Source organism: Micropruina sp. (genome assembly GCF_047606665.1).
Lineage (GTDB): Bacteria > Actinomycetota > Actinomycetes > Propionibacteriales > Propionibacteriaceae > Micropruina.
Genome location: NZ_JASGEF010000059.1, coordinates 1 through 22,696, shown reverse-complemented (window position 1 = coordinate 22,696; position 22,696 = coordinate 1). Strand labels below are relative to the sequence as shown.

The 22,696-nt window shown below is 68.6% G+C and carries 22 protein-coding genes and 1 pseudogene; 16 read left to right on the top strand and 7 right to left on the bottom strand.

Going from position 1 to position 22,696, the window contains the following annotated elements; genetic code table 11:
* Window positions 1–85: 85 nt before the first annotated feature.
* Entirely contained in the window at window positions 86–1,273 is a 1,188-nt protein-coding gene (locus tag QM619_RS13995; protein ID WP_415109861.1) for a winged helix DNA-binding domain-containing protein, read from the bottom strand.
* 319 nt (window positions 1,274–1,592) lie between these two features.
* Between QM619_RS13995 and leuA the strand changes: the two genes are divergently transcribed.
* The 6 genes from leuA (at window position 1,593) to QM619_RS13965 (ending at window position 7,360) form a co-directional block, all read left to right on the top strand.
* Window positions 1,593–3,356 (top strand): 2-isopropylmalate synthase, encoded by a 1,764-nt coding sequence (gene leuA, locus QM619_RS13990; RefSeq protein WP_415109858.1) that lies wholly within the window; start codon window positions 1,593–1,595, stop codon window positions 3,354–3,356.
* 495 nt (window positions 3,357–3,851) lie between these two features.
* On the top strand, window positions 3,852–4,463 hold the full coding sequence (locus QM619_RS13985) for a TetR/AcrR family transcriptional regulator (RefSeq protein ID WP_415109855.1): 612 nt from the start codon (window positions 3,852–3,854) through the stop codon (window positions 4,461–4,463).
* 170 nt (window positions 4,464–4,633) lie between these two features.
* On the top strand, window positions 4,634–6,058 hold the full coding sequence (argG, locus tag QM619_RS13980) for an argininosuccinate synthase (RefSeq protein ID WP_415109852.1): 1,425 nt from the start codon (window positions 4,634–4,636) through the stop codon (window positions 6,056–6,058).
* Between the two features lie 129 nt (window positions 6,059–6,187).
* A complete protein-coding gene (locus QM619_RS13975; protein WP_415109849.1) occupies window positions 6,188–6,625 on the top strand; it encodes an Hsp20/alpha crystallin family protein in 438 nt (145 codons plus the stop codon).
* 86 nt (window positions 6,626–6,711) lie between these two features.
* Window positions 6,712–6,954, top strand: coding sequence for an AbrB/MazE/SpoVT family DNA-binding domain-containing protein (locus QM619_RS13970; protein WP_415109846.1), 243 nt, complete (start codon window positions 6,712–6,714; stop codon window positions 6,952–6,954).
* Window positions 6,938–7,360, top strand: a complete 423-nt coding sequence (locus QM619_RS13965) for a PIN domain-containing protein (protein WP_415109843.1) — start codon at window positions 6,938–6,940, stop codon at window positions 7,358–7,360. Before QM619_RS13970 ends, QM619_RS13965 begins: the two co-directional genes overlap by 17 nt.
* Before the next feature lie 139 nt (window positions 7,361–7,499).
* Here the strand turns inward: QM619_RS13965 and QM619_RS13960 are convergent, their stop codons facing one another.
* Entirely contained in the window at window positions 7,500–8,282 is a 783-nt protein-coding gene (locus QM619_RS13960) for an isoprenyl transferase (protein WP_415109840.1), read from the bottom strand.
* An 82-nt stretch (window positions 8,283–8,364) separates the two neighbouring features.
* Between QM619_RS13960 and larC the strand changes: the two genes are divergently transcribed.
* Together larC and QM619_RS13950 are read left to right on the top strand one after the other, a co-directional pair.
* Entirely contained in the window at window positions 8,365–9,219 is an 855-nt protein-coding gene (gene larC / locus QM619_RS13955; RefSeq protein WP_415109837.1) for a nickel insertion protein, read from the top strand.
* Between the two features lie 61 nt (window positions 9,220–9,280).
* Window positions 9,281–9,427 (top strand): type II toxin-antitoxin system YoeB family toxin, encoded by a 147-nt coding sequence (locus tag QM619_RS13950; RefSeq protein ID WP_415109834.1) that lies wholly within the window; start codon window positions 9,281–9,283, stop codon window positions 9,425–9,427.
* Window positions 9,428–9,452: 25 nt separating this feature from the next.
* On the opposite strand, the gene QM619_RS13945 is transcribed toward QM619_RS13950, so the two are convergent.
* Window positions 9,453–9,839 (bottom strand): hypothetical protein, encoded by a 387-nt coding sequence (locus QM619_RS13945; protein ID WP_415109831.1) that lies wholly within the window; start codon window positions 9,837–9,839, stop codon window positions 9,453–9,455.
* Between the two features lie 577 nt (window positions 9,840–10,416).
* Here QM619_RS13945 and QM619_RS13940 point away from each other — a divergent pair.
* The 6 genes from QM619_RS13940 (at window position 10,417) to QM619_RS13915 (ending at window position 17,219) form a co-directional block, all read left to right on the top strand.
* On the top strand, window positions 10,417–12,288 hold the full coding sequence (locus tag QM619_RS13940; RefSeq protein WP_415109829.1) for a hypothetical protein: 1,872 nt from the start codon (window positions 10,417–10,419) through the stop codon (window positions 12,286–12,288).
* On the top strand, window positions 12,282–13,625 hold the full coding sequence (locus tag QM619_RS13935) for a hypothetical protein (RefSeq protein WP_415109826.1): 1,344 nt from the start codon (window positions 12,282–12,284) through the stop codon (window positions 13,623–13,625). The genes QM619_RS13940 and QM619_RS13935 overlap by 7 nt, the downstream gene beginning before the upstream one ends.
* Window positions 13,626–13,719: 94 nt before the next feature.
* Window positions 13,720–14,460: a DNA repair protein RecO gene (recO, locus tag QM619_RS13930; protein ID WP_415109823.1), complete on the top strand. Its 741-nt coding sequence runs from the start codon at window positions 13,720–13,722 to the stop codon at window positions 14,458–14,460.
* Between the two features lie 33 nt (window positions 14,461–14,493).
* Window positions 14,494–14,802, top strand: coding sequence for an antibiotic biosynthesis monooxygenase family protein (locus tag QM619_RS13925; RefSeq protein ID WP_415109820.1), 309 nt, complete (start codon window positions 14,494–14,496; stop codon window positions 14,800–14,802).
* 105 nt (window positions 14,803–14,907) lie between these two features.
* Window positions 14,908–16,287: a glycine--tRNA ligase gene (locus QM619_RS13920; protein ID WP_415109817.1), complete on the top strand. Its 1,380-nt coding sequence runs from the start codon at window positions 14,908–14,910 to the stop codon at window positions 16,285–16,287.
* A 578-nt stretch (window positions 16,288–16,865) separates the two neighbouring features.
* Window positions 16,866–17,219 carry a hypothetical protein gene (locus tag QM619_RS13915; protein ID WP_415109814.1) on the top strand — a complete coding sequence of 118 codons (354 nt, stop codon included), beginning with the start codon at window positions 16,866–16,868 and terminating at the stop codon, window positions 17,217–17,219.
* Window positions 17,220–17,255: 36 nt separating this feature from the next.
* Here the strand turns inward: QM619_RS13915 and QM619_RS13910 are convergent, their stop codons facing one another.
* Window positions 17,256–17,831 carry a protein-L-isoaspartate O-methyltransferase family protein gene (locus QM619_RS13910; protein ID WP_415109812.1) on the bottom strand — a complete coding sequence of 192 codons (576 nt, stop codon included), beginning with the start codon at window positions 17,829–17,831 and terminating at the stop codon, window positions 17,256–17,258.
* 205 nt (window positions 17,832–18,036) lie between these two features.
* On the opposite strand from QM619_RS13910, the gene QM619_RS13905 reads away from it, so the two are divergent.
* Window positions 18,037–19,323, top strand: a complete 1,287-nt coding sequence (locus tag QM619_RS13905) for an MFS transporter (RefSeq protein WP_415109809.1) — start codon at window positions 18,037–18,039, stop codon at window positions 19,321–19,323.
* A gap of 215 nt (window positions 19,324–19,538) precedes the next feature.
* On the opposite strand, the gene QM619_RS13900 is transcribed toward QM619_RS13905, so the two are convergent.
* Window positions 19,539–19,916: a hypothetical protein gene (locus QM619_RS13900; protein WP_415109806.1), complete on the bottom strand. Its 378-nt coding sequence runs from the start codon at window positions 19,914–19,916 to the stop codon at window positions 19,539–19,541.
* 318 nt (window positions 19,917–20,234) lie between these two features.
* On the opposite strand from QM619_RS13900, the gene dusB reads away from it, so the two are divergent.
* Window positions 20,235–21,377 (top strand): tRNA dihydrouridine synthase DusB, encoded by a 1,143-nt coding sequence (dusB, locus tag QM619_RS13895; RefSeq protein WP_415109804.1) that lies wholly within the window; start codon window positions 20,235–20,237, stop codon window positions 21,375–21,377.
* Window positions 21,378–21,456: 79 nt separating this feature from the next.
* Here the strand turns inward: dusB and QM619_RS13890 are convergent, their stop codons facing one another.
* Window positions 21,457–22,122 carry a hypothetical protein gene (locus tag QM619_RS13890; protein WP_415109801.1) on the bottom strand — a complete coding sequence of 222 codons (666 nt, stop codon included), beginning with the start codon at window positions 22,120–22,122 and terminating at the stop codon, window positions 21,457–21,459.
* A 106-nt stretch (window positions 22,123–22,228) separates the two neighbouring features.
* Window positions 22,229–22,696 (bottom strand): annotated as a pseudogene (locus tag QM619_RS13885) (hypothetical protein); the annotation flags it as partial.

The window sequence follows — 22,696 nt, the reverse complement described above, 5'->3', positions numbered from 1 at the left end:
GCATGGCAGGCGCAGCGGACGAATCAGTTCCAGGAGGGCTCGCTTCCGCGCGGTGGGTCGTGGCAGACCCGACCGGCCCACATGCTCATGGCAACGGCTCGCCCTTCATCATCCGCGATTTGTAGACGCTGCTGATCACCACGCCGTCGAGGAAGGCGGTGAGCCGTTCGGCCTCGGCGTCCAACAGCTCCGCGTGCACGGGACCGATCGGCGCGCAGGGAATCACCCGCACCTTGGCGTCGTCGTCCTGCACCCAGCAGCCGACCACGCGGCCGTCGGCCCAGGCCGTGGTACCGCCGTTGCCGTTGCTGTCGAACAGATGCGGGACAAGCGCGGACGCCACATAGAAGTCCCGCTCGCGCCAGCCCATCAGGGTCGGGTCCAGGGTCGGCAGGAGCGCCACCCAGGGGTCGTCGAGCGGGTCGTCGACGAGGTCGTCGCCCGGCAGCAGGTAGCCGGTGGCGCCCGAATCGAGTGTCACCTCGACGGCCTCGACAGCGCGCAGCGCGGCGCGCACGGCGGCCTTGGTGGCGCCCAGCCACCAGACCAGGTCGGCCTCGGTGCCCGGTCCGAACGCGCCCAGCCAGGCCCGCACCAACGCCGCATACCCGTCGGCGACCGGGAGCGGCTCGGGCACGTTCGCCAGCCAGGTCTCGGTCAGCGCCCAGCGTGGCCGGGACGTCCGCCAGTGCCCCTCGTTGTGGGCCCGAACGATCCGATGCTCGGCACCGAGCAGGGTCAGCAGCCTGGGCGCGAACGGCACGTTGGCGAGGTCCCACCGGCTTCCGGTGGTCACCGTGGTGCGGCCGTGCAGCGCGGGCAGTTCTTCGCGCAGCTGGCGCGCCGTCAACTCCTCGCCGCCGGCCAGCCGTTCCAGGACGGCGGCGCTGGCCCGCTCGATCCAGCCAGCACCGTCGTCGCTGACCCCGTGACGCTCCAGGTCGCGGGACAGCTGCGCCCGCTGCTGGACGGCCACCCGCTCGGACGCGCTGCCCCAGACCGCCGGCAGGATCTCGACCGGAAACCCGAACAGGGTGCGGCGCATCGCCAGCTGCTTCACCACGGTGCGGTCGTCGTACAGCGCCCGTTCGACGGTCGGGACGTCCGGACTCCGCAGTCGCGCGGCCGCCGTCAGATGCACCGTCGAGGCGTCCGTCGCGTGGTAGGCGACCAGCGCACGCGCCACCTCGGTGGCGTCATCGAGCCGATGCTCGGGGTACAGCGCATGTCGTCGGGCCAGCCGGGCCCGCCGGCCCGAATCGGGAAACCGCATGCAGGCATCCTGCCGGATGCCCCCGAGGGTTGAGCGCGTCGAAACCCGAGCTGGTCTCGACAAGCTCGACCAACCGGTGACCGCAAGAACCGTCCCCACGGTCGATGCAGGTCTCGACAAGCTCAACCAACGGCGACCGAGAGTTCGATCGGCGATCCGGTTCGACCAATCGGGGTCGATGTGGGTATGGTGTCCACCATGTCGTGGTTCAGCCTCATCCTTGGCTGCCGCAGCGAGGCCTCGATCTAGCTTCAGGCTTCCTCGTTGCGGAGTGTTCGCACGTGCCTGAACCCCATCGAGCCCCGCTGAGGATTCACACATGACCACCACGACCGTCAACCAATTCGGGACGCGCGTCCAGCCGATTCCGGTGCAGCAGCCGTCCCCGATGCCGTTCCAGCGCTACACACCCTTCGTCCCGGTTGATCTGCCCGACCGCACCTGGCCGGCGAAGAAGATCACCCGGGCCCCGCGCTGGCTCTCCACCGATCTGCGCGACGGCAACCAGGCGCTGATCGACCCGATGACCCCGTCCCGCAAGAAGAAGATGTTCGATCTTCTGGTGAAGATGGGCTACAAGGAGATCGAGGTGGGTTTCCCCTCGGCCTCGCAAACCGATTTCGACTTCGTCCGGAATCTGATCGTCGGCGACCACATCCCCGACGACGTCACCATCAGCGTCCTGACCCAAGCCCGTGAGGACCTGATCGAACGCACCGCCCAGTCCCTGATCGGGGCGCAGCGGGCGACCATCCATCTGTACAACGCGACCGCGGAACTGTTCCGGCGGGTGGTATTCGGCATCGATGAGGCCCAGTGCATCGCACTGGCCACGCGGGGGACCGAACTGGTGATGAAATACGCCGAACAGAATTTGGCCGATGTCGAATTCGGGTATCAATACTCGCCGGAGATCTTCACCCAGACTCCGACAGATTATGCGGTGGAGGTGTGCAACGCGGTCATGGACGTCTGGCAGCCGTCCGAAGGCCGCGAGATCATCCTGAACCTGCCCGCGACCGTCGAGCGGTCCACGCCCAACACCTATGCCGACCAGATCGAGTACTTCGCCCGTCACGTCCGCAACCGCGCACACGTGGCGATCTCGCTGCACCCGCACAACGATCGCGGGACAGCGGTGGCGGCCACCGAACTGGGCGTCATGGCCGGCGCGGACCGCGTCGAGGGCTGCCTGTTCGGTCATGGCGAACGGACGGGGAACGTGTGCCTGGTGACCCTGGGCATGAACCTGTTCAGCCAGGGCATCGACCCGCAGATCGACTTCTCCGACATCGACGAGATCCGTCGCACCGTCGAGTACTGCACCAACATGGCTGTTCACCCGCGCCACCCATACGCGGGCGACCTGGTCTACACCGCCTTCTCCGGCTCCCACCAGGACGCCATCAAGAAGGGGTTGGAGGCGCTGGCCAAACAGGCCGCCGCCGAGGGCAAGGGGATTCACGAGATCCCTTGGGAGGCGCCGTACCTGCCGATCGACCCCTACGACGTGGGCCGCACCTACGAGGCGGTGATCCGGGTCAACAGCCAGTCCGGTAAGGGCGGCATGGCGTACATCATGAAGTCCGAGCACCATATGGAGTTGCCGCGGCGGCTGCAGATGGAGTTCAGCCGGGTCGTCCAGCAGCACATGGACGCCGAGGGCGGCGAGGTGACGCCCGACCAGCTATGGAATTACTTCACCGCCGAGTACCTGGGTGACACCGAGCCTCTCGAGCTGGTCAGCGTCCCGGACATCAGCAACGGCGGTCGCTACACCGTGACCGCGAACGTGCGGGTGAAGGGCGTCGAGAAGACGCTGGTCGGCGAGGGCAACGGGGCGCTGGACGCCTTCGCCGACGCGGTCAGCATCCTGGGCTACGAGGTGCGGGTGCTCGACTACACCTCGCATGCGCTGTCGTCCGGAACGGACGCGGTCGCGGTCGCCTACGTCGAGACCGAGATCGGGCACGGCGACGACACCCGCGTCATCTGGGGCGTCGGCATGCACGAATCGATAACCACGGCCGCCCAGAAGGCGGTGATCGGCGCGATCAACCGCGCCGCGCGCACCGCCGACTGAACCGCCAATTCGAACCAGTCGGGGACGGTTCGGCTCGTCGCCTAACCGTCCCCGACGCACGAATCGGGAGTTGCCGGCGGGCCCGATTTCGCACCGTTCTCCGGATGGGGATGGAAGCGGTAAAACTGTCTCCCGATGGTGACGGAAAGAACCATCCGGCGGTCCATCTTGTCCCCTGACGGTGACTAAAAGAACCTTCCCCGAGGCCCATTCGGCGCCGTCCGGGGAATCGGACACCGACCATCGGAGCCGGTTTCGCGGGGTTCCGCCGCCGACGTTCGCCGTGCGACGTCCGGGGCCCTCTCGAATCGTGAACTGCGAGCCAGACCCGCCAGCATGAAGTTGATGTCACTCAGAATGTTTGATAGTTCTAGGCTGGTCGGCACCCGCAATCACCCCCTGGACGGGTTGCTGACAGCGACCAAAGGTGACGAAGTGGCGCGTCGTCCACGCGGGCAACTGCGACAAGACATCCTAGATACCGTTATCGAACTGTTGATCGGCACCGGTGACGTCGACTCTGTGTCGATCGATGCGGTGGTCGAGCGTGTGGGTTGCACCCCACCAGCTCTCTACTACTATTTCCCGACCAAGACCGACCTGCTCAGACAGGCCTGCGAGGTCGAGTTCCGCAAACTGGCCGAGCACATCGAAGACGGTGTGGCCGAAGTTCCCGGCGGGTCGATTCTGCGGCTCGTCCGCCGTGGCTACGCTCTGCTGAACTGGGCTGGTGAGCATCCCGCGCTCTACCGGGTCCTGTTCATGGGAACCGGACGCACCTCGTTGATGGGCGGTGTGGGACTGACGGACGATCCGAGCCTTCGGGCGATCGCCGTCGATCTCGAGGCGGCGATCTCCGAGGGGCTGGTGAAGCCGGCCGACGTGCGGCACCTCACGCTTACCCTGTGGGGCGTGGTGCACGGCTTTGCGTCGTTGGCGGTGTCGTTCCCGCTGCTGCCGATGCCGGCCCTCGAGGCGTCCCTGCGGTTGGCGATGGAGGCGGTCGGCGACCGCGTCCTGACCGACGCCGGACGCCGCTCGTGGCTGGAGGCCGAGCGCCTCCGGGGCGGTGAGACTGCGTCGTTGGGCCAAGGCGCACGCCCCTAGTGCCCCGGCCACCGACCTTCGCCCGCTGCGCGACGCCCGGACGGCGCCTCGGTGCGTTTCCTCAGTCGCCATACGACCCGGTATGACTCCCTCGTCGGCCTTGCGAGGCATCCGACCGGACGCCGCTCGCTGGGGCGGACGCCGGTGGTCGGGGCACTAGGATCAAGTCCATGCCCAAGGTCTTGACGGAACTTCCCCTCGGCGAGCGCGTTGGTCTCGCCTTCTCCGGCGGTCTGGACACCTCGGTGGCCGTGGCGTGGATGCGTGAGAAGGGAGCGATCCCCTGCACGTACACCGCGAACCTCGGCCAGTACGACGAGCCCGACATCGACTCGGTGCCCGGGCGGGCCGCCGAGTACGGCGCCGAGGTCTTCCGGATGGTCGACTGCACCGCCGCCATGGTGGAGGAGGGCCTGGTCGCGCTGGTCTGTGGAGCCTTCCACATTCGCAGCGCCGGCCGGACCTACTTCAACACCACGCCGATCGGGCGGGCCGTGACCGGCACCATGCTGGTGCGGGCGATGCGCTCCGACGACGTCTGGATCTGGGGCGACGGCTCGACCTACAAGGGCAACGACATCGAGCGGTTCTACCGTTACGGGCTGCTGGCGAACCCGCGGCTGCGGATCTACAAGCCGTGGCTCGACCACGCGTTCGTCAGCGAGCTCGGCGGCCGCGCCGAGATGAGCCAGTGGCTGCTGGAGCGCGGCCTGCCCTATCGCGACTCCAAGGAGAAGGCGTACTCCACCGACGCCAACATCTGGGGTGCCACCCACGAGGCGAAGGACCTGGAGTCGCTGGACGCCAGCATCGAGATCGTCGATCCGATCATGGGCGTCCGGTTCTGGGATCCGGCCGTGGAGATCGCCTCCGAGGACGTCACCATCGCCTTCGAGCAGGGACGTCCGGTCTCGATCAACGGGCAGACCTTCCCCGACGCGGTGGCGCTGGTCCGCGAGGCCAACGCGATCGGCGGACGGCACGGGCTCGGCATGTCCGATCAGATCGAGAACCGGATCATCGAGGCCAAGAGCCGCGGCATCTACGAGGCGCCCGGGATGGCCCTGCTGCACATCGCCTACGAGCGGCTGCTGAACGCCATCCACAACGAGGACACCCTGGCGAACTATCACGCCGAGGGCCGCAAGCTCGGCCGGCTGATGTACGAGGGCCGCTGGCTCGACCCGCAGTCGCTGATGCTGCGCGAGTCGCTGCAGCGCTGGGTGGGCTCGGCGGTGACCGGTTCGGTGACCGTCCGGCTGCGCCGCGGTGACGACTACTCGCTGATCGACACCTCCGGCCCGGCCCTGTCGTACCACCCGGAGAAGCTGTCCATGGAGAAGGTCGGGGACGCCGCGTTCGGCCCCGGCGACCGGATCGGCCAGCTCACCATGCGTAACCTCGACATCGCGGATTCCCGCACCCGGCTGGAGCAGTACGCCCACCTGGGCCTGGTCGGCGGCGCGGTGTCGTCCCTGGTCGGTGAGCTGGAGGAGGGCGCCGCCCGCGGCATCACCGAGATCGAGGCGACCGTGGTGGACGACGACATCGAGCTGTCCACCCAGCGGGGCGGCATGGAGACCGGCGCCGACTGACCCCCTCCCAGAGGCCCCTCCAGAAAGTTGAGTCCAATGCGCTCAACTCTGGAATATACTGATCGGCGCTCCGGTTGAACCGGATATGAACCGCACAGTGCCAGCTCAGAGAAGAGGAGTGATGTGACCATGGCACGCACCTTCGACCCGTTCCGTGACCTCGATCGTTGGTTCTCCGACGTCGCCCGGACGCCGGCCAGCGCCGCGATGGCGATGGACCTGTACAAGGCGGGTGACAGCTTCGTCGCCCGGCTCGACCTGCCCGGTGTCGATCCGGCCAGCATCGACGTGGACGTCGACGAGCGCACCCTGACCATTCGGGCCGAGCGCAAGAGCGACGCCGTCGACGGCGAGCAGCGCTGGCTGGTTCGCGAGCGCCCGGCCGGCACCTTCGCCCGGCAGCTGACCCTCGGTTACGGGGTCGCGCTGGACAAGATCGGTGCCGACTACCGCGACGGCGTTCTGACCCTGAAGATCCCGGTCGCCGAGGAAGCCAAGCCGCGCAAGATCGCGGTGGCGCACACCGGCACCGCGACCCAGATCGAGGGTTCCGTCGACGAAGGCTGAGCCCAGCAACAGCCGAATCCGGCCCGGTCGGGATGCTCCCGGCCGGGCCGTCGTCTTCCATGCCATCGCGATGGTACCGTCATGGTATGAAGACGACCATCGATACCGCCGGTCGGGTGGTGATTCCGAAGTCGTTGCGGCAGCAGGTGGGGCTGGCCGCGGGTGAGGTCGAGATCATCGTCGACGGCGATGCGCTGCGGATCACGCCCGGCGCGGGGCTGGGTCTCGATGACCTGCCGCTGGTCGACGGCATTCCGACCTTGCCGCACACCGGCGCCGCGGTCACCTCCGACGACATCCGGGAGTTGCGCCTTGCCGACCAGCGATGAACCTCTGCTGCTCGACACGAGTGCGGCGGTCGCGCTACTCGACCAGGACCACGTCGCCCACCAGGCGGTGCGTCGGGCCGTGCGCGGACGACGCCTCGGCCTTGCCGGGCACGCCAAGTTCGAGACCTACTCGGTGCTGACCAGGCTGCCGGCACCGAAACGAGTGAGTCGCGCTGCCGCGTCCGGACTGATCCGGACGGTGTTCAGCCACACTCGGCATCTGTCTCCCGAGGCGTTGAGCGGCGTCATCGAGCGGTGTGCCGAGCAGGGCATCGGCGGCGGTGCCGTCTACGACGCGCTCGTGGCCGCCGCCGCGGCCGAGCACCGGCTGCCGCTGCTCAGCTGCGACGTGCGAGCCGCGTCCGTCTATCGTGCGCTGGACGTCCGGGTGGACTGGGTGCGCTGAGCCTGAGCGGTACGTGGGGTCTGTCCCCGCGTAGCGGCTGCCGGCGCCGACCGCAGGAAGCGCCGATTTCCCGTCGGTCGAGCGTTGTCGAGGCCAGGCCCGGCAACGGGGGTCGACGAGCTCCAACTCAGCGGCGGTCTCAGGAGACGACGTTCGGGACGGCACCGCCGTAGCGCCGGTCGCGGGAGGCGTACAGCTCGATCGCCCGCCACAGGTCGCGGCGGTCGAAGTCGGGCCAGAGCCGGTCGAGGAAGACCATCTCGGCGTAGGCCGACTGCCAGAGCAGGAAGTTGGAGGTCCGCTGCTCGCCGGAGGACCGGACGAACAGATCGACATCGGGGATCTCCGGCTCGTCGAGGAACCTCCGGAACGACTTCTCCGTCAAGTGATCGGGGTCCAGGCGTCCGGCCTGGGCGGCCTTGGCGATCGCGCGGGCGGCGTCCACGATTTCGGCGCGCCCCCCGTAGTTGACGCAGAATTGCAGGGTCAGCACGGTGTTGCCGCGGCTCTGCTGCTCGGCCTCCTCAAGCTCGCGGATCACCGAGCGCCACAGCTTCGGACGCCGTCCGGCCCAGCGAATACGGACGCCCATAGCGTCCAGCTGATCGCGGCGGCGATGGATCACATCGCGGTTGAAGCCCATCAGCCAGCGCACCTCATCGGGGGAGCGCCGCCAGTTCTCGGTCGAGAACGCATAGGCCGAGAGATACTTCAGCCCGACCTCGATCGCACCCTCGATGACGTCGAAAAGCGCGTCCTCACCGCGGGCATGCCCTTCGGTGCGGGGCAGATTGCGGGCCTTCGCCCAGCGTCCGTTGCCGTCCATCACGATCGCGACATGCTGGGGGATCGCCTTCCGCGGCAGCTGAGGCGGGCGGGCGCCGCTGGGGTGCGGGACCGGGGGGCGGACGGGCTTGGGCACGTCCCGCAGACTACCGCCCTGCCGATGACCGGTGGGCTGGACGGCAGCTCGTTGCGCGGCACGTCTGCGCCAGGATGAGCGGGTGCATGCATGGTTGGACGTCACGGCCGGAGTCGCCGGCGACATGATGATGGGTGCGTTGGTGGACGCCGGTGCCGACCTGGACGGAGTTCAGTCGGCCGTGTGCGCCGTGGCCGGCGACGGCGTCCGGTTGCGCCGCGAACCCGTTTTGCGCGCCGGCTTGCCGGCGACCAAGATCCACGTCGACATCGTCGCCGAGCGGCGCGGTCCGCGGACGCTGGCGCAGCTGGCCGACCAGGTCGCGCAGGCACCGCTCGCCGAGCAGACCAAGACCCTGGCCATCGCCACGTTGCGGCTGCTCGCCGCTGCCTATAGCCGGGGCTACGAGGTCGCACCGGACGACGTGTCGCTGCAGGAGGTGGCCGCGCTGGACGTCCTCACCGACATCGTCGGCGACTGCGAGGCGCTGCGGTTGCTCGGTGTCGAGTCGGTGACCGCGTCACCGTTGGCGATCGGTTCGGGGCGGATCCGGACATCGCACGGCGACCTCGCCGTCCCGGTGCCTGCCGTCGGGGAACTCATCCACGGCTGGCCGCTGGCGCGTCTTCCCGAGCCCGAGCAGCAGTCCGCGGAGTCGGCGGCGACCGAACCCCACCCGCTGCGTCATGTCGGCGAGCGCTACGTGCCGCTGGGCGGGATCAGCGGGGACGAGGGCATGCTCACCGAAGAGCCGGCTCGTGTCGTGGATGGCCGCGGCCTGGGTGAACTGGCCACCCCGACCGGCGTCGCGCTGCTGCGCAGTTTCGCGCAACTCTGTGAGCCGGAGTCGCCGGCTTCTCCGGCGAGCATCGGGGTGGGTGCCGGCGGGCGCGACGTCCCCGATCGACCGAATGTGGTGCGGCTGCTGCTCAGCTGAGCCAGAAGGGTCGTGGAACCTTTCAGGCGTCAAGTGACGGGTTCGGACAGTCGGTCGACGGTTGTGGGGTAATACGACATCTGGTCGAGAATGGACGGATCTGGGCAATGTCTGGTCGCGGCGGACCACCCAGGAGCACCGCCTGGTCTATGCAGTGGAGGGCAACCAGATAGTCGCTTTTGCCACCCGGTCCCACTACGGCGAGTGACCCTCGGCTGTCACGCGGAACCCTCCTAGTTCAGCGGGAACTCCAGTTCGAGCTGATGCCGCAGCGGAATGCCGTCCATGCCATGCCTGGGGACGCCGGGTTTGAGGCGGCGGACGTCGTCCATCGCGTCCCGGTGCAGCGCCACCAGGTCCCAGCCGGCCCGCTGGTAACTGCGCAGCGCGCGTGTGTTGTCGTTTGGTGGTGACCAGTCCGGTGTGGACCCGTCCGGCCGCCGCCGGGGGATGAAGGCGAGTGCGCTGGCGCGGCGACCGCCGCGATCGAGACGATCCCGAAAATCGCCCACTCGATTGCTCTCCACCGGCGTGTCGCCCGGCTCTTGGCCATCGACTCTGGAGTTTTCGGGATTCCTCACCGGTGCCTGTCCGCTGTCGGTGGCGATCAACGCCGGCATCGCCGGGAGAGTAGGTGGCGCCGAGCGGCGGCAGACTGCGCTCCCAGTAGTGGCGATGGCTCTCCAGCCAGCCGTCGTAGCTGCGGTTGCCCTCACCCTCGTCCCAGGCGAACGCCGGATCGAGCACCTCGTTTAGCGGACCGACCCGCACCTCGTCGGTCCGCAGCACGCATCGCGGGCGTCCGTCGCCGCCGTACACGACGCTGTGCGTGCCGGGCTCGGGAATCGCTCGGCCTAGTGCTCGAACTCGGCCACGGTGCAGGCTGTGGCGCGCTTGCGTCCGGCCAGCACCAGGGCGGCCAGTTCTGGCGAATCTCCGAAGCAGTACGGACCCCGTCGACGCACTGCCCCGACGCGGCCTCGAACTCGGCCCTGGCGATGGCGCGGGCGGGCGTGAGCGGCACGGTCGAAGCCCCTTCGTCACCGTCTCCCGATAGCGGCTGTCCGGTAGCCCTTGGCAACCGCCCTCCGGCGGGCGCACACTAATGCCCACCCGTTTCCCCGACTCGCCCGGTGATCGAGAACCCCGCGAGCAAGCCAGGAACCGGCATCTCGTGATCGAGAGAGGGCGATGCCGATGCCCGAGATACGTGAGATCGTCGACAGCGTCGCCGACCGGCGGACGCCCCCGCAGAAGCCGCAGCCTGCCTCGATGTCGATGACCGTGCTGGCTCAGGATCCCGCGGTCGTCGCCGACGGACAGCCGATCGCGGTGCCCATCCCGATCCCGCGCACGCGGCTGCAGTGTGGACCCGCCAACCACCGCTTCCACGTCGTGGATGTCAGCGCCCGCGGCCTCAGCGCGAAGGATCCCGTCCAGTTGCACCCGCACGGCGAACCGTGGGAGTACGTCGATCCGTGGGCGGACGCCGGCGGCACCCTCCCGCGCGAGGTGGTGATGTCCCCGCGATTCCAGGCGCAGAACGTGTTCGCGATCGCCACCCATACCCTCGCGTTGTTCGAGCGGAATCTCGGTCGCCGGGTGCCCTGGCGCTCGGGGTGGCCGCACATCTTCCTCGTGCCACGCGGCATGCTGGCGGCCAACGCCGCCTACACCCCCGACAAACGCGCCGTCATCTTCGGCTGGCTGCCCGCGGTCGGCGAACTGCCGTCGGTGTACACCTGCCTGTCGTACGACGTCATCGCCCACGAGGTAACCCACGCGATTCTCGACGGGCTGCGCCCACGCTACGTCGAGCCCGGCCTGCCCGATCAGCTGGCGTTCCACGAGGCCCTCGCCGACGTCGTCGCGCTGCTCTCGGTCTTCGAACTGAAAGGGGTCGTCGAGCGCCTGCTGGGCGCGAGCGTCGCAGCACGGATCATTTTCCCTTCCGACCGTGCCGCCGCATCGGCCGCGGAGCGAATGGACGGTCGCGCGGCGCAGCTCAAGGGCACGGCGCTCCTCGGCCTGGCCGAGGAGCTCGGCAGGGCGCGCGCGCTGCGCGATCGGATCCCGTTGGCCGATGCCGAGAAGAGCGCGCTGCGGCGGTCGGTGGACCTCGATCCCGACCCGGGCCTGCTGGACGCCGAGGAATTCCAGGAGGCGCACCGCCGGGCCGAGGTGCTGGTCGCCGCGGTCATGCAGACGCTGGCCGGGATGTGGGCGTCCCGGATCGACGAACTCGACGACAGAGAAGGCCTCAGCGCGGCGCGGGTGGCCGAGGAGGGCGTCCGCGCGGCGAAGCACCTGCTCGGAATGGTGGTGCGGGCGATCGACTACCTCCCGCCCATCGAACTCGAATTCGCCGATGTCATCGACTCGATCGTGACCGCCGACAATCGGCTCAACCCCGACGACGAGTTCGACTATCGCGGCACGTTGCTGCGGGCCTTCGCAGCCTTCGGCATCACTCCGCCCACGCACCGGATTCTCGATGAGGACGGCGTCGCTGCACCGCGAGCCGGTGCAGAGGACCTCGACGATGGCCTCGACGATCCGGACGCGCCACCCGACCGCATCCGGTACGACCGGCTGAATTTCGCCGCGCTGCGCACCAGCCCGGAGGAGGTCTTCGCCTTCATCTGGAACAACGCGAGCGCGCTCGGCATCGACGTCCGGCTCGCCACCCGTGTCGATCGGGTGCTGTCCAGCACACGGGTCGGCGAGGACGGGTTGATCGTGAACGAGATCCTCGCCGACTACACGCAGTCCATCGTCACCACCGCCGATCGGCTGCCGGCCGGCATGACGCGTCCGGACGGCATGGATCCGGGCGCCTCGGTGACGCTCTGGGGCGGCGGCGTCCTCATCTTCGACCAGTTCGGACGTTTCCGGCTCCATCAGCGCAAACCGATCCTCGACACCGATCGTCAGCAGCGCCGGTTGGAGATCCTGTTCGCGCGCGACATCAAGGCCCAGCGGGGCGGCGGGTTCGGCAGTTCCGACGGCGTCAACGCCGACGACCGCTTCGCCGTCCTGCATGCGCGAAGGTCGGCAGACTCATGGTGACCGCGAAGCCGGCGACCGTTCGCGTCCGCGCCTACCAGGTGGGGTTCGGCGACTGCCTGCTGGTCACGGTCGGGTACAACCAGGCGCTGCCGGACGGACGCCGAGAGCGGCACATCCTGGTCGACTTCGGTACGAAGGTCCGTGCCGCCGGCGGCCCGACGCTCGCCGCGGTCGCCGCCAAGATCGCCGAGCATTGCGGCGGGCAGTTGGATGTCGTGGTGGTGACGCATCGACACCAGGACCACGTCCGCGGATTCGGTGACCAGGTGGCCCGGCAGCATCTCGATCCCCTTCAGCCGAACCTGATCATCCGGCCCTGGACGGACGCCCCGGAGCCGGCTCGTGACGCACCCGGCAACGATCTCGGGCCGGAGTCCCGCAGTTTCCTCGGTCTTCTCGACACCATCGCCGGCCATGACCACACGGTGAGGGCACAGTTCAACGTCGACGACAGGGTGTTCGCCAAGCGCGCCAAGCAGCTCGCCGAACTCGGCGTCAGCAATGCGCAGGCCCTGTCGATGCTCGAACTCTGGGTGCCCGCCGAGCGCACCCGCTGGGTGCGGGCAGGCGATCTCGTCGAGGTCGACGAGCTGCTTCCCGGCGTGTCCGTCGAAGTGTTGGGCCCACCCACACTGGAGCAGGTTCCGGGGATGAAGAGCTACGCGTCGAGCTCGGCGGAGTATTGGCTCGGACTGGCCGCGGACGGTGGTCTCGCGCCGGAGTTGGTCGCCGGGGCCGACCGCGACGGGCTTCGCGCCGCGAAGGAGGCCGTGGCCGGACCGGGCGGCCTGGGACGGCCGTCCTGGCTGCTCGACAAGCTGCATACCGAGGGCCCTCGTCAGGTGCTGGACATCGTCGAGGGCTTCGACGATGTGCTGAACAACACCAGCGTGGTCCTGCTGGTCACGGTCGGACGCCGCAGCCTGCTGCTGTCCGGCGACGCCCAGGTGGAGAACTGGAGCTACACCCTCGACCGGGCCCTCGGGACCAGCGGCCGTGACGAGGACCTGACACTGCGGCGCCGGCTGGCTCGGGTCGACCTGTACAAGGTCGGCCACCACGGCAGCCGCAACGCCACGCCGAAACGGCTGTACGACCTGTGGAAGGGCGAGCGCCGGTCGCCCCTGTGCTCGGTCGTGTCGACGCAGGAGGGCGTCTACGGGACGACGGCGGAAGGCAAGGTGCCGAAGCAGGAGTTGCTCGCGGCCTTGCGCGAGGTGGGCGAACTGCACAGCACCGAGGACCTGGACAAGAATGTCTGGTGGTTCGACGTGGAGGCGTCGGCGACCGCCCGGTCGGCGGCGTTCCGCTACCAGGCCGGACCGGCTCAGGGCTGAATCGCGACCGCGAATACGGCGATCGCGACGAGCACGGTCAGCGAGAGCGGGGTGCCCGGGTGTCAGCCACCGCACCATGAGCGAGAATGGCCGGGTGCCGACCTATCGTGACGAGGCGGTCGTGCTGCGAACCCACAAGTTGGGGGAGGCCGACCGGATCATCACCTTGTTGTCGCGCCGGAATGGCAAGATCCGGGCGGTCGCCAAAGGGGTGCGGCGGACGTCGTCCAAATTCGGCGGACGGCTGGAGCCGTTCAGCCACATCGACGCCCAATTCGCCACCGGCCGCACCCTTGATGTGGTGACCCAGGCGGTCACGCTGCACGCCTACAGCGAGCCGCTCGGCGGCGACTACACCGCCTACACCACCGGGCAGGTCATCCTGGAGACCGCCGATCGGCTGGTCGCCGAGGAGCGCGAGCCGTCGCTGCAGCAATTCCTGCTGCTGGTCGGCGCCCTCAACGCACTGACCGCCGGCACCAGCGACGGGCCGCGTCCGGCCACCATGATCATGGACGCCTACCTGTTGCGCGCCGTCGCGGTCGCCGGCTGGGCGCCGAGCCTGTCCGACTGCGCCAAGTGCGGGACGCCCGGACCGCACGAAGCCTTCAACCCGCAGGCCGGCGGCATGGTGTGCCGGCGCTGCCGTCCGCCGGCGTCCGCGCTGCCGCCGCCGGCGGTGTTGAGGTATCTGACGGCATTGCTGATCGGCGACTGGCCGGCCACCCGGGACGTCGACGAGCGTGCGCAGCGGCAGGCCAGCGGACTGGTCAGCGCGTTCGCGAACTGGCACCTGGAGCGGGGACTGCGCTCGCTCAGCCACGTCGACCGCTGAGTCGGTGGGGATGCGTCCCGGTAGCCTGGCCCGATGCTGGCGCTGAACAGGTTCCGGGTGCGTCCGGGCGACGAGGACGACTTCGTCCGCCTGGCTGAGGCGGCGGTGGAGTTCATGGCCTCGCGGGACGGCGCCGAATCGGTCGAGCTGGTGCAGAACCTCGACGAGCCGGATCTGTGGGCGATCGTCGGACGCTGGGCGAACGTCGGCTCCTACCGGCGGGCGTTCAACGGCTATGAGGCCAAGGTCGTGCTGGTGCCGCTGCTGAGCCAGGCGATCGACGAGCCGGGCGCCTACGACCGGCCGGTGGACGTCGGGGAAAATCTGCCCCGGTTCGGCTGATCGGCGACGATGTCCGCGCGGGAACGGCGGAGTCGTCGGGTGGTTCACGGTAACGTTGGCCCTTGCGTGCCAGCCGGGCATGCATCGACTCACAAGGAGTTTCTCGTGGCCAGTCGCCTCGACAACGTCATCAGCCTCTGCAAGCGCCGGGGCTTCGTCTACCCCTGCGGAGAGATCTACGGCGGTACCCGGGCGGCCTGGGACTACGGACCCTACGGCGTCGAGTTGAAAGAGAACATCAAGCGGCAGTGGTGGCAGGCAATGGTGCGCAGCCGCGACGACATCGTCGGCATCGATTCTTCGGTGATCCTGCCCCGTAAGGTGTGGGAGGCGTCCGGTCACGTCGAGGTCTTCACCGATCCGCTGGTGGAATCCACCGTGACCCACAAGCGCTACCGCGCCGACCATCTGTGGGAGACCTTCGAGGCCAAGCACGGCCGTCCGCCGACCGGCTGGGAGGAGATTCCCGATCCGGACACCGGCGAACGGGGCAAGTGGACCGAGCCGCGCGCCTTCTCTGGCCTGATGAAGACCTACCTCGGCCCGGTGGACGACGAGAGCGGATTGCACTACCTGCGGCCCGAGACGGCACAGGGCATCTTCGTGAACTTCGCCAACGTGGTCGGCTCGTCCCGGATGAAGCCGCCGTTCGGCATCGGCCAGATCGGCAAGTCGTTCCGCAACGAGATCACCCCGGGCAACTTCATCTTCCGCACCCGCGAGTTCGAGCAGATGGAGATGGAGTTCTTCGTGGTGCCCGGAACGGACGAGGAGTGGCACCAGTACTGGATCGACACCCGCGTCGCCTGGTACACCGGTCTCGGCATCGATCAGGCGAACTTGCGGCTGTACGAGCACCCCAAGGAAAAGCTCTCCCACTACTCCAAACGCACCGTCGATATCGAATACGACTTCGGTTTCGCCGGCGGCGACGGCTGGGGTGAGCTGGAAGGCATCGCCAACCGGACCGACTTCGACCTGAACACGCATTCGGAGCACTCGGGCACCGATCTGTCGTACTTCGACCAGGCGAAGGGGGCGCGTTACGTTCCCTACGTGATCGAGCCGGCCGCCGGCCTGACCCGCTCGTTGATGGCGTTCCTGGTGGAGTCGTACACCGAGGACGAGGCGCCGAACACCAAGGGCGGCGTGGACACCCGTGTGGTGCTCAAGCTCGATCCGCGGCTGGCGCCGGTCAAGGTGGCGGTGCTGCCGCTGTCCCGCAACGAGCGGCTCTCGCCGGCCGCCCGTGACCTGGCCGCGACCCTGCGCCGGAATTGGAACGTCGAGTTCGACGATGCCCAGGCGATCGGACGCCGCTACCGCCGCCAGGACGAGATCGGTACCCCGTTCTGCGTCACGGTGGACTTCGACACCCTGGACGACCAGGCGGTCACCGTCCGCGAGCGCGACACCATGACCCAAGAACGGGTCGCCATCGACCAGGTGCAGAGCTATCTCGCGCAGCGCCTGATCGGCTGCTGAGGTGGTCCCCGTGGACGGTTCTCTCGGATTCGGCGGAATTCCGCAGCTGAACTTGCGCGGTTCTTGAGGTTCCATCCACGGCGCGTTGAGGATCGTCCGGCAGAGTTCTTCTCGTGCCGGGGGGCACACGCCACCAGGAGGCAGGGTCGGTATCGCGATTCGGGGGAACGCGATCCGGCGGGGGACCTGCCGAACAGGTGAAGACAGGATCGAGCCGGGTCGACGGACGCAGGAGGAACGTCCACGACCCGGCTCTCCGTGTTCTCGAACCGCCCTCAGCGCACCGACCGGGAGTGCGATGCCTGCCCTGCTGGGTAAAGGCGCGGCTACGCCGCGCACGCTGCGGTCCGTGTCCTCGCCCGCTGGCGCTCTCCGCTCCCGGCGAAGACGGCCTGTGGCTTCTGAGGCTGCTTGCGGAACGTCGTCAACGTCACGGCCTGACGATCAGGGTCGGAATCTTGACTTCGGCGAGGCGCTCTCGCCATCGCTTGGTGCAGTCGAGGGACGCGAGATATCCCTTGTCATCCCGGTGTTGAAGGCGACCGACGGCTCGGGCTCCGGATTCTCTTTCCAACTCGGTGGGTTCAGCTTGGGGGCCGGAGGCTCGGTCCCGATCCGCCTGGACGTCGTGGTGCGCCGACCTGGAGTTGAAGGTGGGCGGCGGCGAGATCAGCATCGACAGCCTGGGCGAGGGACGGGTGCACAGCGGTGGCGGGGACGTGCACGTCGGCGCGATATCGTCCGGGACGATCAAGACCGGCGGCGGCGACATCATCGTGACCGTGCCGCCCGGCATCCGGGTCTGGCAAGACCTGAGCAGTCCGCTTGGCGACGTGATCAGCCGACTGGGCGGACGCGGTGAGCCGGCCGAGGGTCAGCCTCACATCGAGATCACGGCACGCACCGGAACAGGCGACATCAACCTCAGCTGACCTGCGGGGTCGCGAACAAGGATCGGGCGCGTCCCCTCAGACCAGGGGCACGAAGGAGAAGCGGTGTTCGTGGTCGGGCTCTCGGCGCCAGCCGTCGTGGTCGCGGGTGACCGTCCACATCACGGTGGCGGCCGGGAGCACCATCCGGCCACCGACGGCGAGCTGTTCCTCCAGGGCGGCCGGGATGGCGCCGGCGTCCGCCGAGACCAGGATGCGGTCGAAGGGTGCGGCGTCCGGCAGACCGAGGACGCCGGGCCGGGCCATCTCGATCCGGGCCCAGGGCAGTGCGAAGGCGGCCAGGTTGCGGCGTCCCTGCTCGACCAACTCCGGGACCACCTCGACGCCGGTCACCGAGCCGTCGGGGCCGGTCAGCTGGGCCAGCAATGCGGTCGTCCAGCCGGAACCGCTGCCCACATCGAGCACTCGGACGCCGCGCGGCACCTGCAGCCGCTCCAGCATGAACCGCACCGTCCACGGTTGGGAGTTGGTGGCGCCGTGACCGATCGGCAGCGGCGCGTCCGCACTCGCTCGGCTGCGCACCGTCGGTGGCAGGAAGCTCGCTCGTGGCGTCGCCGCGAAGGCGTCCGCAACCCTTGCCCGATCGGTGTCCATGATTCAGCGTCGCGCTCCCGCCCGGTTCTGTCGACGGCGTGCTGATCACATGTCCTGCCTTTGGCCTCGTTCACCTGGTTTGAACCAAGGAAAGGACGCCGAACCAGGGCGATGTGGTCGGGGATGGTCGGCGCGGAGCGCGGGACAAGGGGTCGCGGGTCGAGATCCGTCGAGGGCATGCCGAGGCCGGTGCTTGGCTACCGGGGTGCGTGAACGAATGCGAGCCTTCCTGGCGGACACTCGGCCCCTGCAGACCCCCGACTTCCGGCGCCTCTGGGTGGCGAATATCGTCACAGTGATCGGTGCGCAGCTGACCGTTGTCGCCGTGCCGGCGCAGATCTACAGCCTCACCAACAGTTCGGCGATGGTGGGTCTGACCGGCCTGTTCGGCCTGGTGCCGCTGATCGTGTTCGGCCTGTGGGGCGGCGCGCTGGCCGATCACTTCGATCGCCGCACCCTGCTGATCATCACCACCCTGGGACTGATCCTGACCAGCGGCCTGTTCTGGCTGCTGGCCGCGGCGAACCTCGGCAACGTCTGGCTGCTGCTGGTGGTCTACGCGGTCCAGCAGGCCTGTTTCGCGGTCAACCAGCCGACCCGGACGGCGGTGCTGCCGACGCTGATCCCGCTCGATCAACTGCCGGCAGCGAACTCGCTGAACATGACGGTGATGAGCGCCGGCGCGATCGCGGGGCCGCTGATCGGCGGCGCGTTGATCCCGGTGTTCGGCTTCCCGCTGCTGTATCTGATCGACACGATCTGCCTGCTGGCCACCTTGTGGGCGGTGATCCGGCTGCCGAAGCTGCCGGTGCCCGAGCGGAAGGGGACGCCGGGGCTGCGCTCGGTGCTGGACGGCCTCGGCTACCTGCTGGGCCACCCGATCTTGCTCACCTCGTTCCTGGTGGACGGCATCGCGATGGTGTTCGGGATGCCGCGGGCGCTGTTCCCGCAGATCGCCCACGAGAGTTTCGGCGGACCGGTCGAGGGCGGCCTGGCGTTCGCTGTCCTGTTCGCCGCGATGCCGGCGGGTGCGGTGCTGGGCGGCGTGCTCTCCGGCTGGGTGTCGCGGGTCGACCGGCAGGGCCTGGCGGTGATCTGGAGCATCGTCGGCTGGGGCGTCGCCGTGGTGGTCACCGGGGTGGCGGTCTGGTTCGCCCCGTCGCTGCCCACGGCCATGCTGGTGGTCGCGGTCTGCGCGCTGGCATTCGGCGGAGCCGCCGACATGGCGTCCGCCGCGTTCCGGCAGTCGATGCTGCTGAGCGCCGCCGACGACGCGGTCCGCGGACGCCTGCAAGGGGTGTTCATCGTGGTGGTGGCCGGTGGTCCGCGCATCGCCGACACCCTCCACGGCTGGGTGGCCGAGGGAATCGGGACGGCGGCGACCACCGCCGGCGGCGGCGTCCTGGTGGTCGTCGGAGTGGCTATTGCCGCGGTCGCGATTCCGGCATTCGCCCGCTACCGGGTTTCTGCCGCGGTAGCCACGACGGATTGACTCGGACCAAATCCAGCAGCAGCAATCGCAGCCCGGCGCCCATTGACGCAAAGCAGGCACTCATGTGGTCCAGAGATAGGATGTGCCCGCAGATCTTGATAGCGACGATCCTGAATTGTCAAGCCTCGGCAAAGCCGCTCCAGTCAAAGCCAGTCCGGTCGTCCTGCGTTCCCCGACACCGTGGCGGACGTCGGGGAACGCAGGACGGATTCTCGTCAAACGTTGAAGCGTTGCCCGACGTAGCTGACCCATAGGCCCTGATGGATGTTGTAGACCGGCGTCGTGACGCCGAACCGCCACCAGGGACGCTTGCACCAGATCACCCCGGTCAAGTTGTTTGTGGTGCCCGTACGAGCGTTGATCGAGATCTGGCGCCCGCGGGTGTACGGCGCGGAACCGTACTGCGAGCCCATCTGAACCGCCACCACGCTCCCTCCGCCGGTGGCTGCGCAGCGCCAGTCTCCGAAGCTCACCGTGATTCTTCCGTACGCAGCTTCGGCTGGCGTCGCGGTGGCGAGTGCGGCGGCACCCGTTGCCAGCAGAACTGCGAATCCAGCGACGCCGCGATGCAGCGCCTTCGTCGTTTTACCCATTGCAGATTCCTCCCGAATGCGGATGCGAGTGGAACGCCAAACCCCCGTTGGGCGTGCCGAGGAGAATCCACCGACGGTGAGACGATCCTGGCTAGACCTCGCCATGTCACACATCGCGAATCTTCCACCAGCAAGTTCGAGCAACCTTAGAAGCAGCGCATTGCCGGTGCAACCGGAAAGGAGTGCAACTTCCTGAGATTTGATTAAATCTCTCTCAATGGTGCGAGCGGGCGATACGCCGTCTTGATGTGCCCTCGCCCGTCGTCCCAAATCGTAGTGTTAGTAAAGAACGGCTGGTGATGCCGCTAGTCTGGGCAGATGCGCGGGTTGTGGCGGAGTTCTCTGCAGCTGGGTCAGGTGCAGGTCAATCCGCCGGTGGTGCTGGCGCCGATGGCGGGCATCACCAACGCCGCCTACCGGCAACTCTGCCGCGAGCAGGGGGCAGGGCTCTATGTCTGCGAGATGATCACCTCGCGCGGCATCGTGGAGCGGATTCCGCGGACCTTCTCGATGCTGCGTTTCGACCCTGAGGAGACCGTCCGGTCGGTGCAGCTCTACGGGGTCGACCCGGACGTCATGGCGAAGGCCACCACCATTCTGTGCGCGGAGTTCGGGGTCGGCCACGTCGACCTGAACTTCGGTTGCCCGGTGCCGAAGGTGACCCGCCGCGGCGGCGGGGGAGCGCTGCCCTGGAAACGCGACCGGCTGGCGGCGATCCTGACCGCGACGGTGAAGGCGGCAGAGCCGTACGGCGTCCCGGTCACCATGAAGACCCGGATCGGCATCGACGCCGCCCACGAGACCTTCCTGGACGCCGGCCGGATCGCGGCCGAGTCTGGCTGCGCCGCGATCGCGCTGCACGCCCGCACCGTCAAGCAGGCCTACGGCGGGCACGCCGACTGGGACCGGATCGCCGAACTGGTGGCGTCGGTCGACATTCCGGTGCTGGGCAACGGCGACGTCTGGGAGGCTGCGGACGCCCTGGCGATGATGGCGCATACCGGGTGCGCCGGTGTGGTGATCGGACGCGGCTGCCTGGGCCGGCCCTGGTTGTTCCGCGATCTCGCGGCGGCTTTCGCCGGCGAGCCCGCGCCGCCGCTGCCCACCTTGGGCGAGGTGGCGGCCATGGTCTACCGGCACGGCGAACTGCTGGCCGGGCTGGACGGCGAGACCCACGGCATGCGCGATCTGCGCAAGCACATGGCCTGGTACTTCAAGGGTTTCCCGATCGGCGCCGAACTGCGCCGCGGCCTGGCGATGGTCTCCACCCTGGCCGAGCTGGCCGGTCTGCTCGCCCAACTCGACCCGGACGTCGACTACCCGCGGGCCGAACTTGGTTCACCGCGCGGACGCCAGGGCTCGCCGCGCGAGCGGGTCGTGCTGCCCTACGGCTGGCTCGACTCGGAATGCCTCGGCGACGCCGACATCGCGGACGCCGAATCGGACGTCTCCGGCGGCTGATCTCGCCGGTCGAGCCTGCCGAAAGCTCCGGGAGGGTTTCGACAGGCTCAACCAACGGTGTCAGCGTGGTGCGAGGACCTCAGGAGAGGTAGGGCATCATCGCCAGCACCATCGCGACGACGCCGATCACCGGCGCCAGGACACCGAGGATGATGGTCCACACCCCATAGGCACGACCCCGACGGGTCGCGGTGGCCACGATGCCGGTGATCCAGAAGGCGACGCCGCCGTAGGCCGCCACATTGAGCGCCCAGGCGCCGCTTGCGCCGAGCTGATCCATCAGCATGGCGGTCAGTTCTTCCTGCGACACCGAGCCGCCCGCGCGGAGCGCGATCGGGCCGAACATGACGCCGAGGCGCCACATCAGCCAGCTGAACACAACCGTGCAGACCACCACGCCGCCGAGTGCGATCATGCCGAGCAGCGGCGAGCGCGATTGCCGTTGGGACTGCCCATAGGGACCAACCTGCGCCTGCTGGTAGGCCTGCGGCGCGGGCGGGTAGCCGCCCTGCTGCGACCAACCGGCACCGGGCTGAGCGCCGTCGCCGTAGCCGCCCTGTGGATTCCAGCCTCCCTGCCCGGTCTGCTGGCCGTAACCTCCGGTCGGCTGCCCGTACCCGTACTGCGGGGGCTGTACCTGAGGTTGAGGTTGAGAGTCGCCTGGCAGGTTGTAGGGCGGCTGATAGGGATTTTGGGGATTCTGACCTTGAGTCATGGCTGCCTTCCGCGTCGTGACGGCTTCCATCATGGCAGGCGTGCGGCCGGCGGTTCGGTTGGCTCGCGGGCGAAGTCGTCCCGTTGAGCCGGACCTCGAGAGCACGACCAACTGCCGCATCCCACCGGGACGGCGGTCAGTCGGCGCCGTCGGCCAGCAGCCGGATCAGGGCGAGTGCGGTGGCGCGTCCACTGCCGTAGGTGGCGATGTCGATCCGGGTGGGGCCGTCGTGATCGGGCCAGCCGAGTTCGACCATCAGCGCGTCGGGACGGCGCTGCAGCACCAACGCGGACGCCGCCCGGAGGAACTCGACCCGGCTCAGATCGCGACCTTGCACCACCAACGGACGATCCCGATGCGCGTCCAGCACCGCGGACACAGCGTCCAGATCGTCGACGGTCAGGCAGGTGGCGCCGGGGAGTGCGGCGTCCAGTTCGGACGCCAGATGCGCGGCGATGCCCCACGGGGTCGCGCCGGCGGCGATGCTGGCCGGCGAGCCGAGTCGCAGCAGCAGTGGCGCGGTTACCGCCGGCGCCGGGCCGCGTCGCCAGAAGGCGTCGGGGGTCAGCGTCGGCGCCGGGACGCCCGCCGCGCCGGCTGCCCG

Coding starts and splice junctions, on each gene's coding strand:
- QM619_RS13995 (WP_415109861.1), bottom strand. CDS start 1,273: ATGCGGTTTCCCGATTCGGGCCGGCGGGCCCGGCTGGCCCGACGACAT.
- leuA (WP_415109858.1), top strand. CDS start 1,593: ATGACCACCACGACCGTCAACCAATTCGGGACGCGCGTCCAGCCGATT.
- argG (WP_415109852.1), top strand. CDS start 4,634: ATGCCCAAGGTCTTGACGGAACTTCCCCTCGGCGAGCGCGTTGGTCTC.
- QM619_RS13975 (WP_415109849.1), top strand. CDS start 6,188: ATGGCACGCACCTTCGACCCGTTCCGTGACCTCGATCGTTGGTTCTCC.
- QM619_RS13970 (WP_415109846.1), top strand. CDS start 6,712: ATGAAGACGACCATCGATACCGCCGGTCGGGTGGTGATTCCGAAGTCG.
- QM619_RS13945 (WP_415109831.1), bottom strand. CDS start 9,839: ATGCCGGCGTTGATCGCCACCGACAGCGGACAGGCACCGGTGAGGAAT.
- QM619_RS13940 (WP_415109829.1), top strand. CDS start 10,417: ATGCCCGAGATACGTGAGATCGTCGACAGCGTCGCCGACCGGCGGACG.
- QM619_RS13935 (WP_415109826.1), top strand. CDS start 12,282: ATGGTGACCGCGAAGCCGGCGACCGTTCGCGTCCGCGCCTACCAGGTG.
- QM619_RS13925 (WP_415109820.1), top strand. CDS start 14,494: ATGCTGGCGCTGAACAGGTTCCGGGTGCGTCCGGGCGACGAGGACGAC.
- QM619_RS13910 (WP_415109812.1), bottom strand. CDS start 17,831: ATGGACACCGATCGGGCAAGGGTTGCGGACGCCTTCGCGGCGACGCCA.
- QM619_RS13900 (WP_415109806.1), bottom strand. CDS start 19,916: ATGGGTAAAACGACGAAGGCGCTGCATCGCGGCGTCGCTGGATTCGCA.
- dusB (WP_415109804.1), top strand. CDS start 20,235: ATGCGCGGGTTGTGGCGGAGTTCTCTGCAGCTGGGTCAGGTGCAGGTC.
- QM619_RS13890 (WP_415109801.1), bottom strand. CDS start 22,122: ATGGAAGCCGTCACGACGCGGAAGGCAGCCATGACTCAAGGTCAGAAT.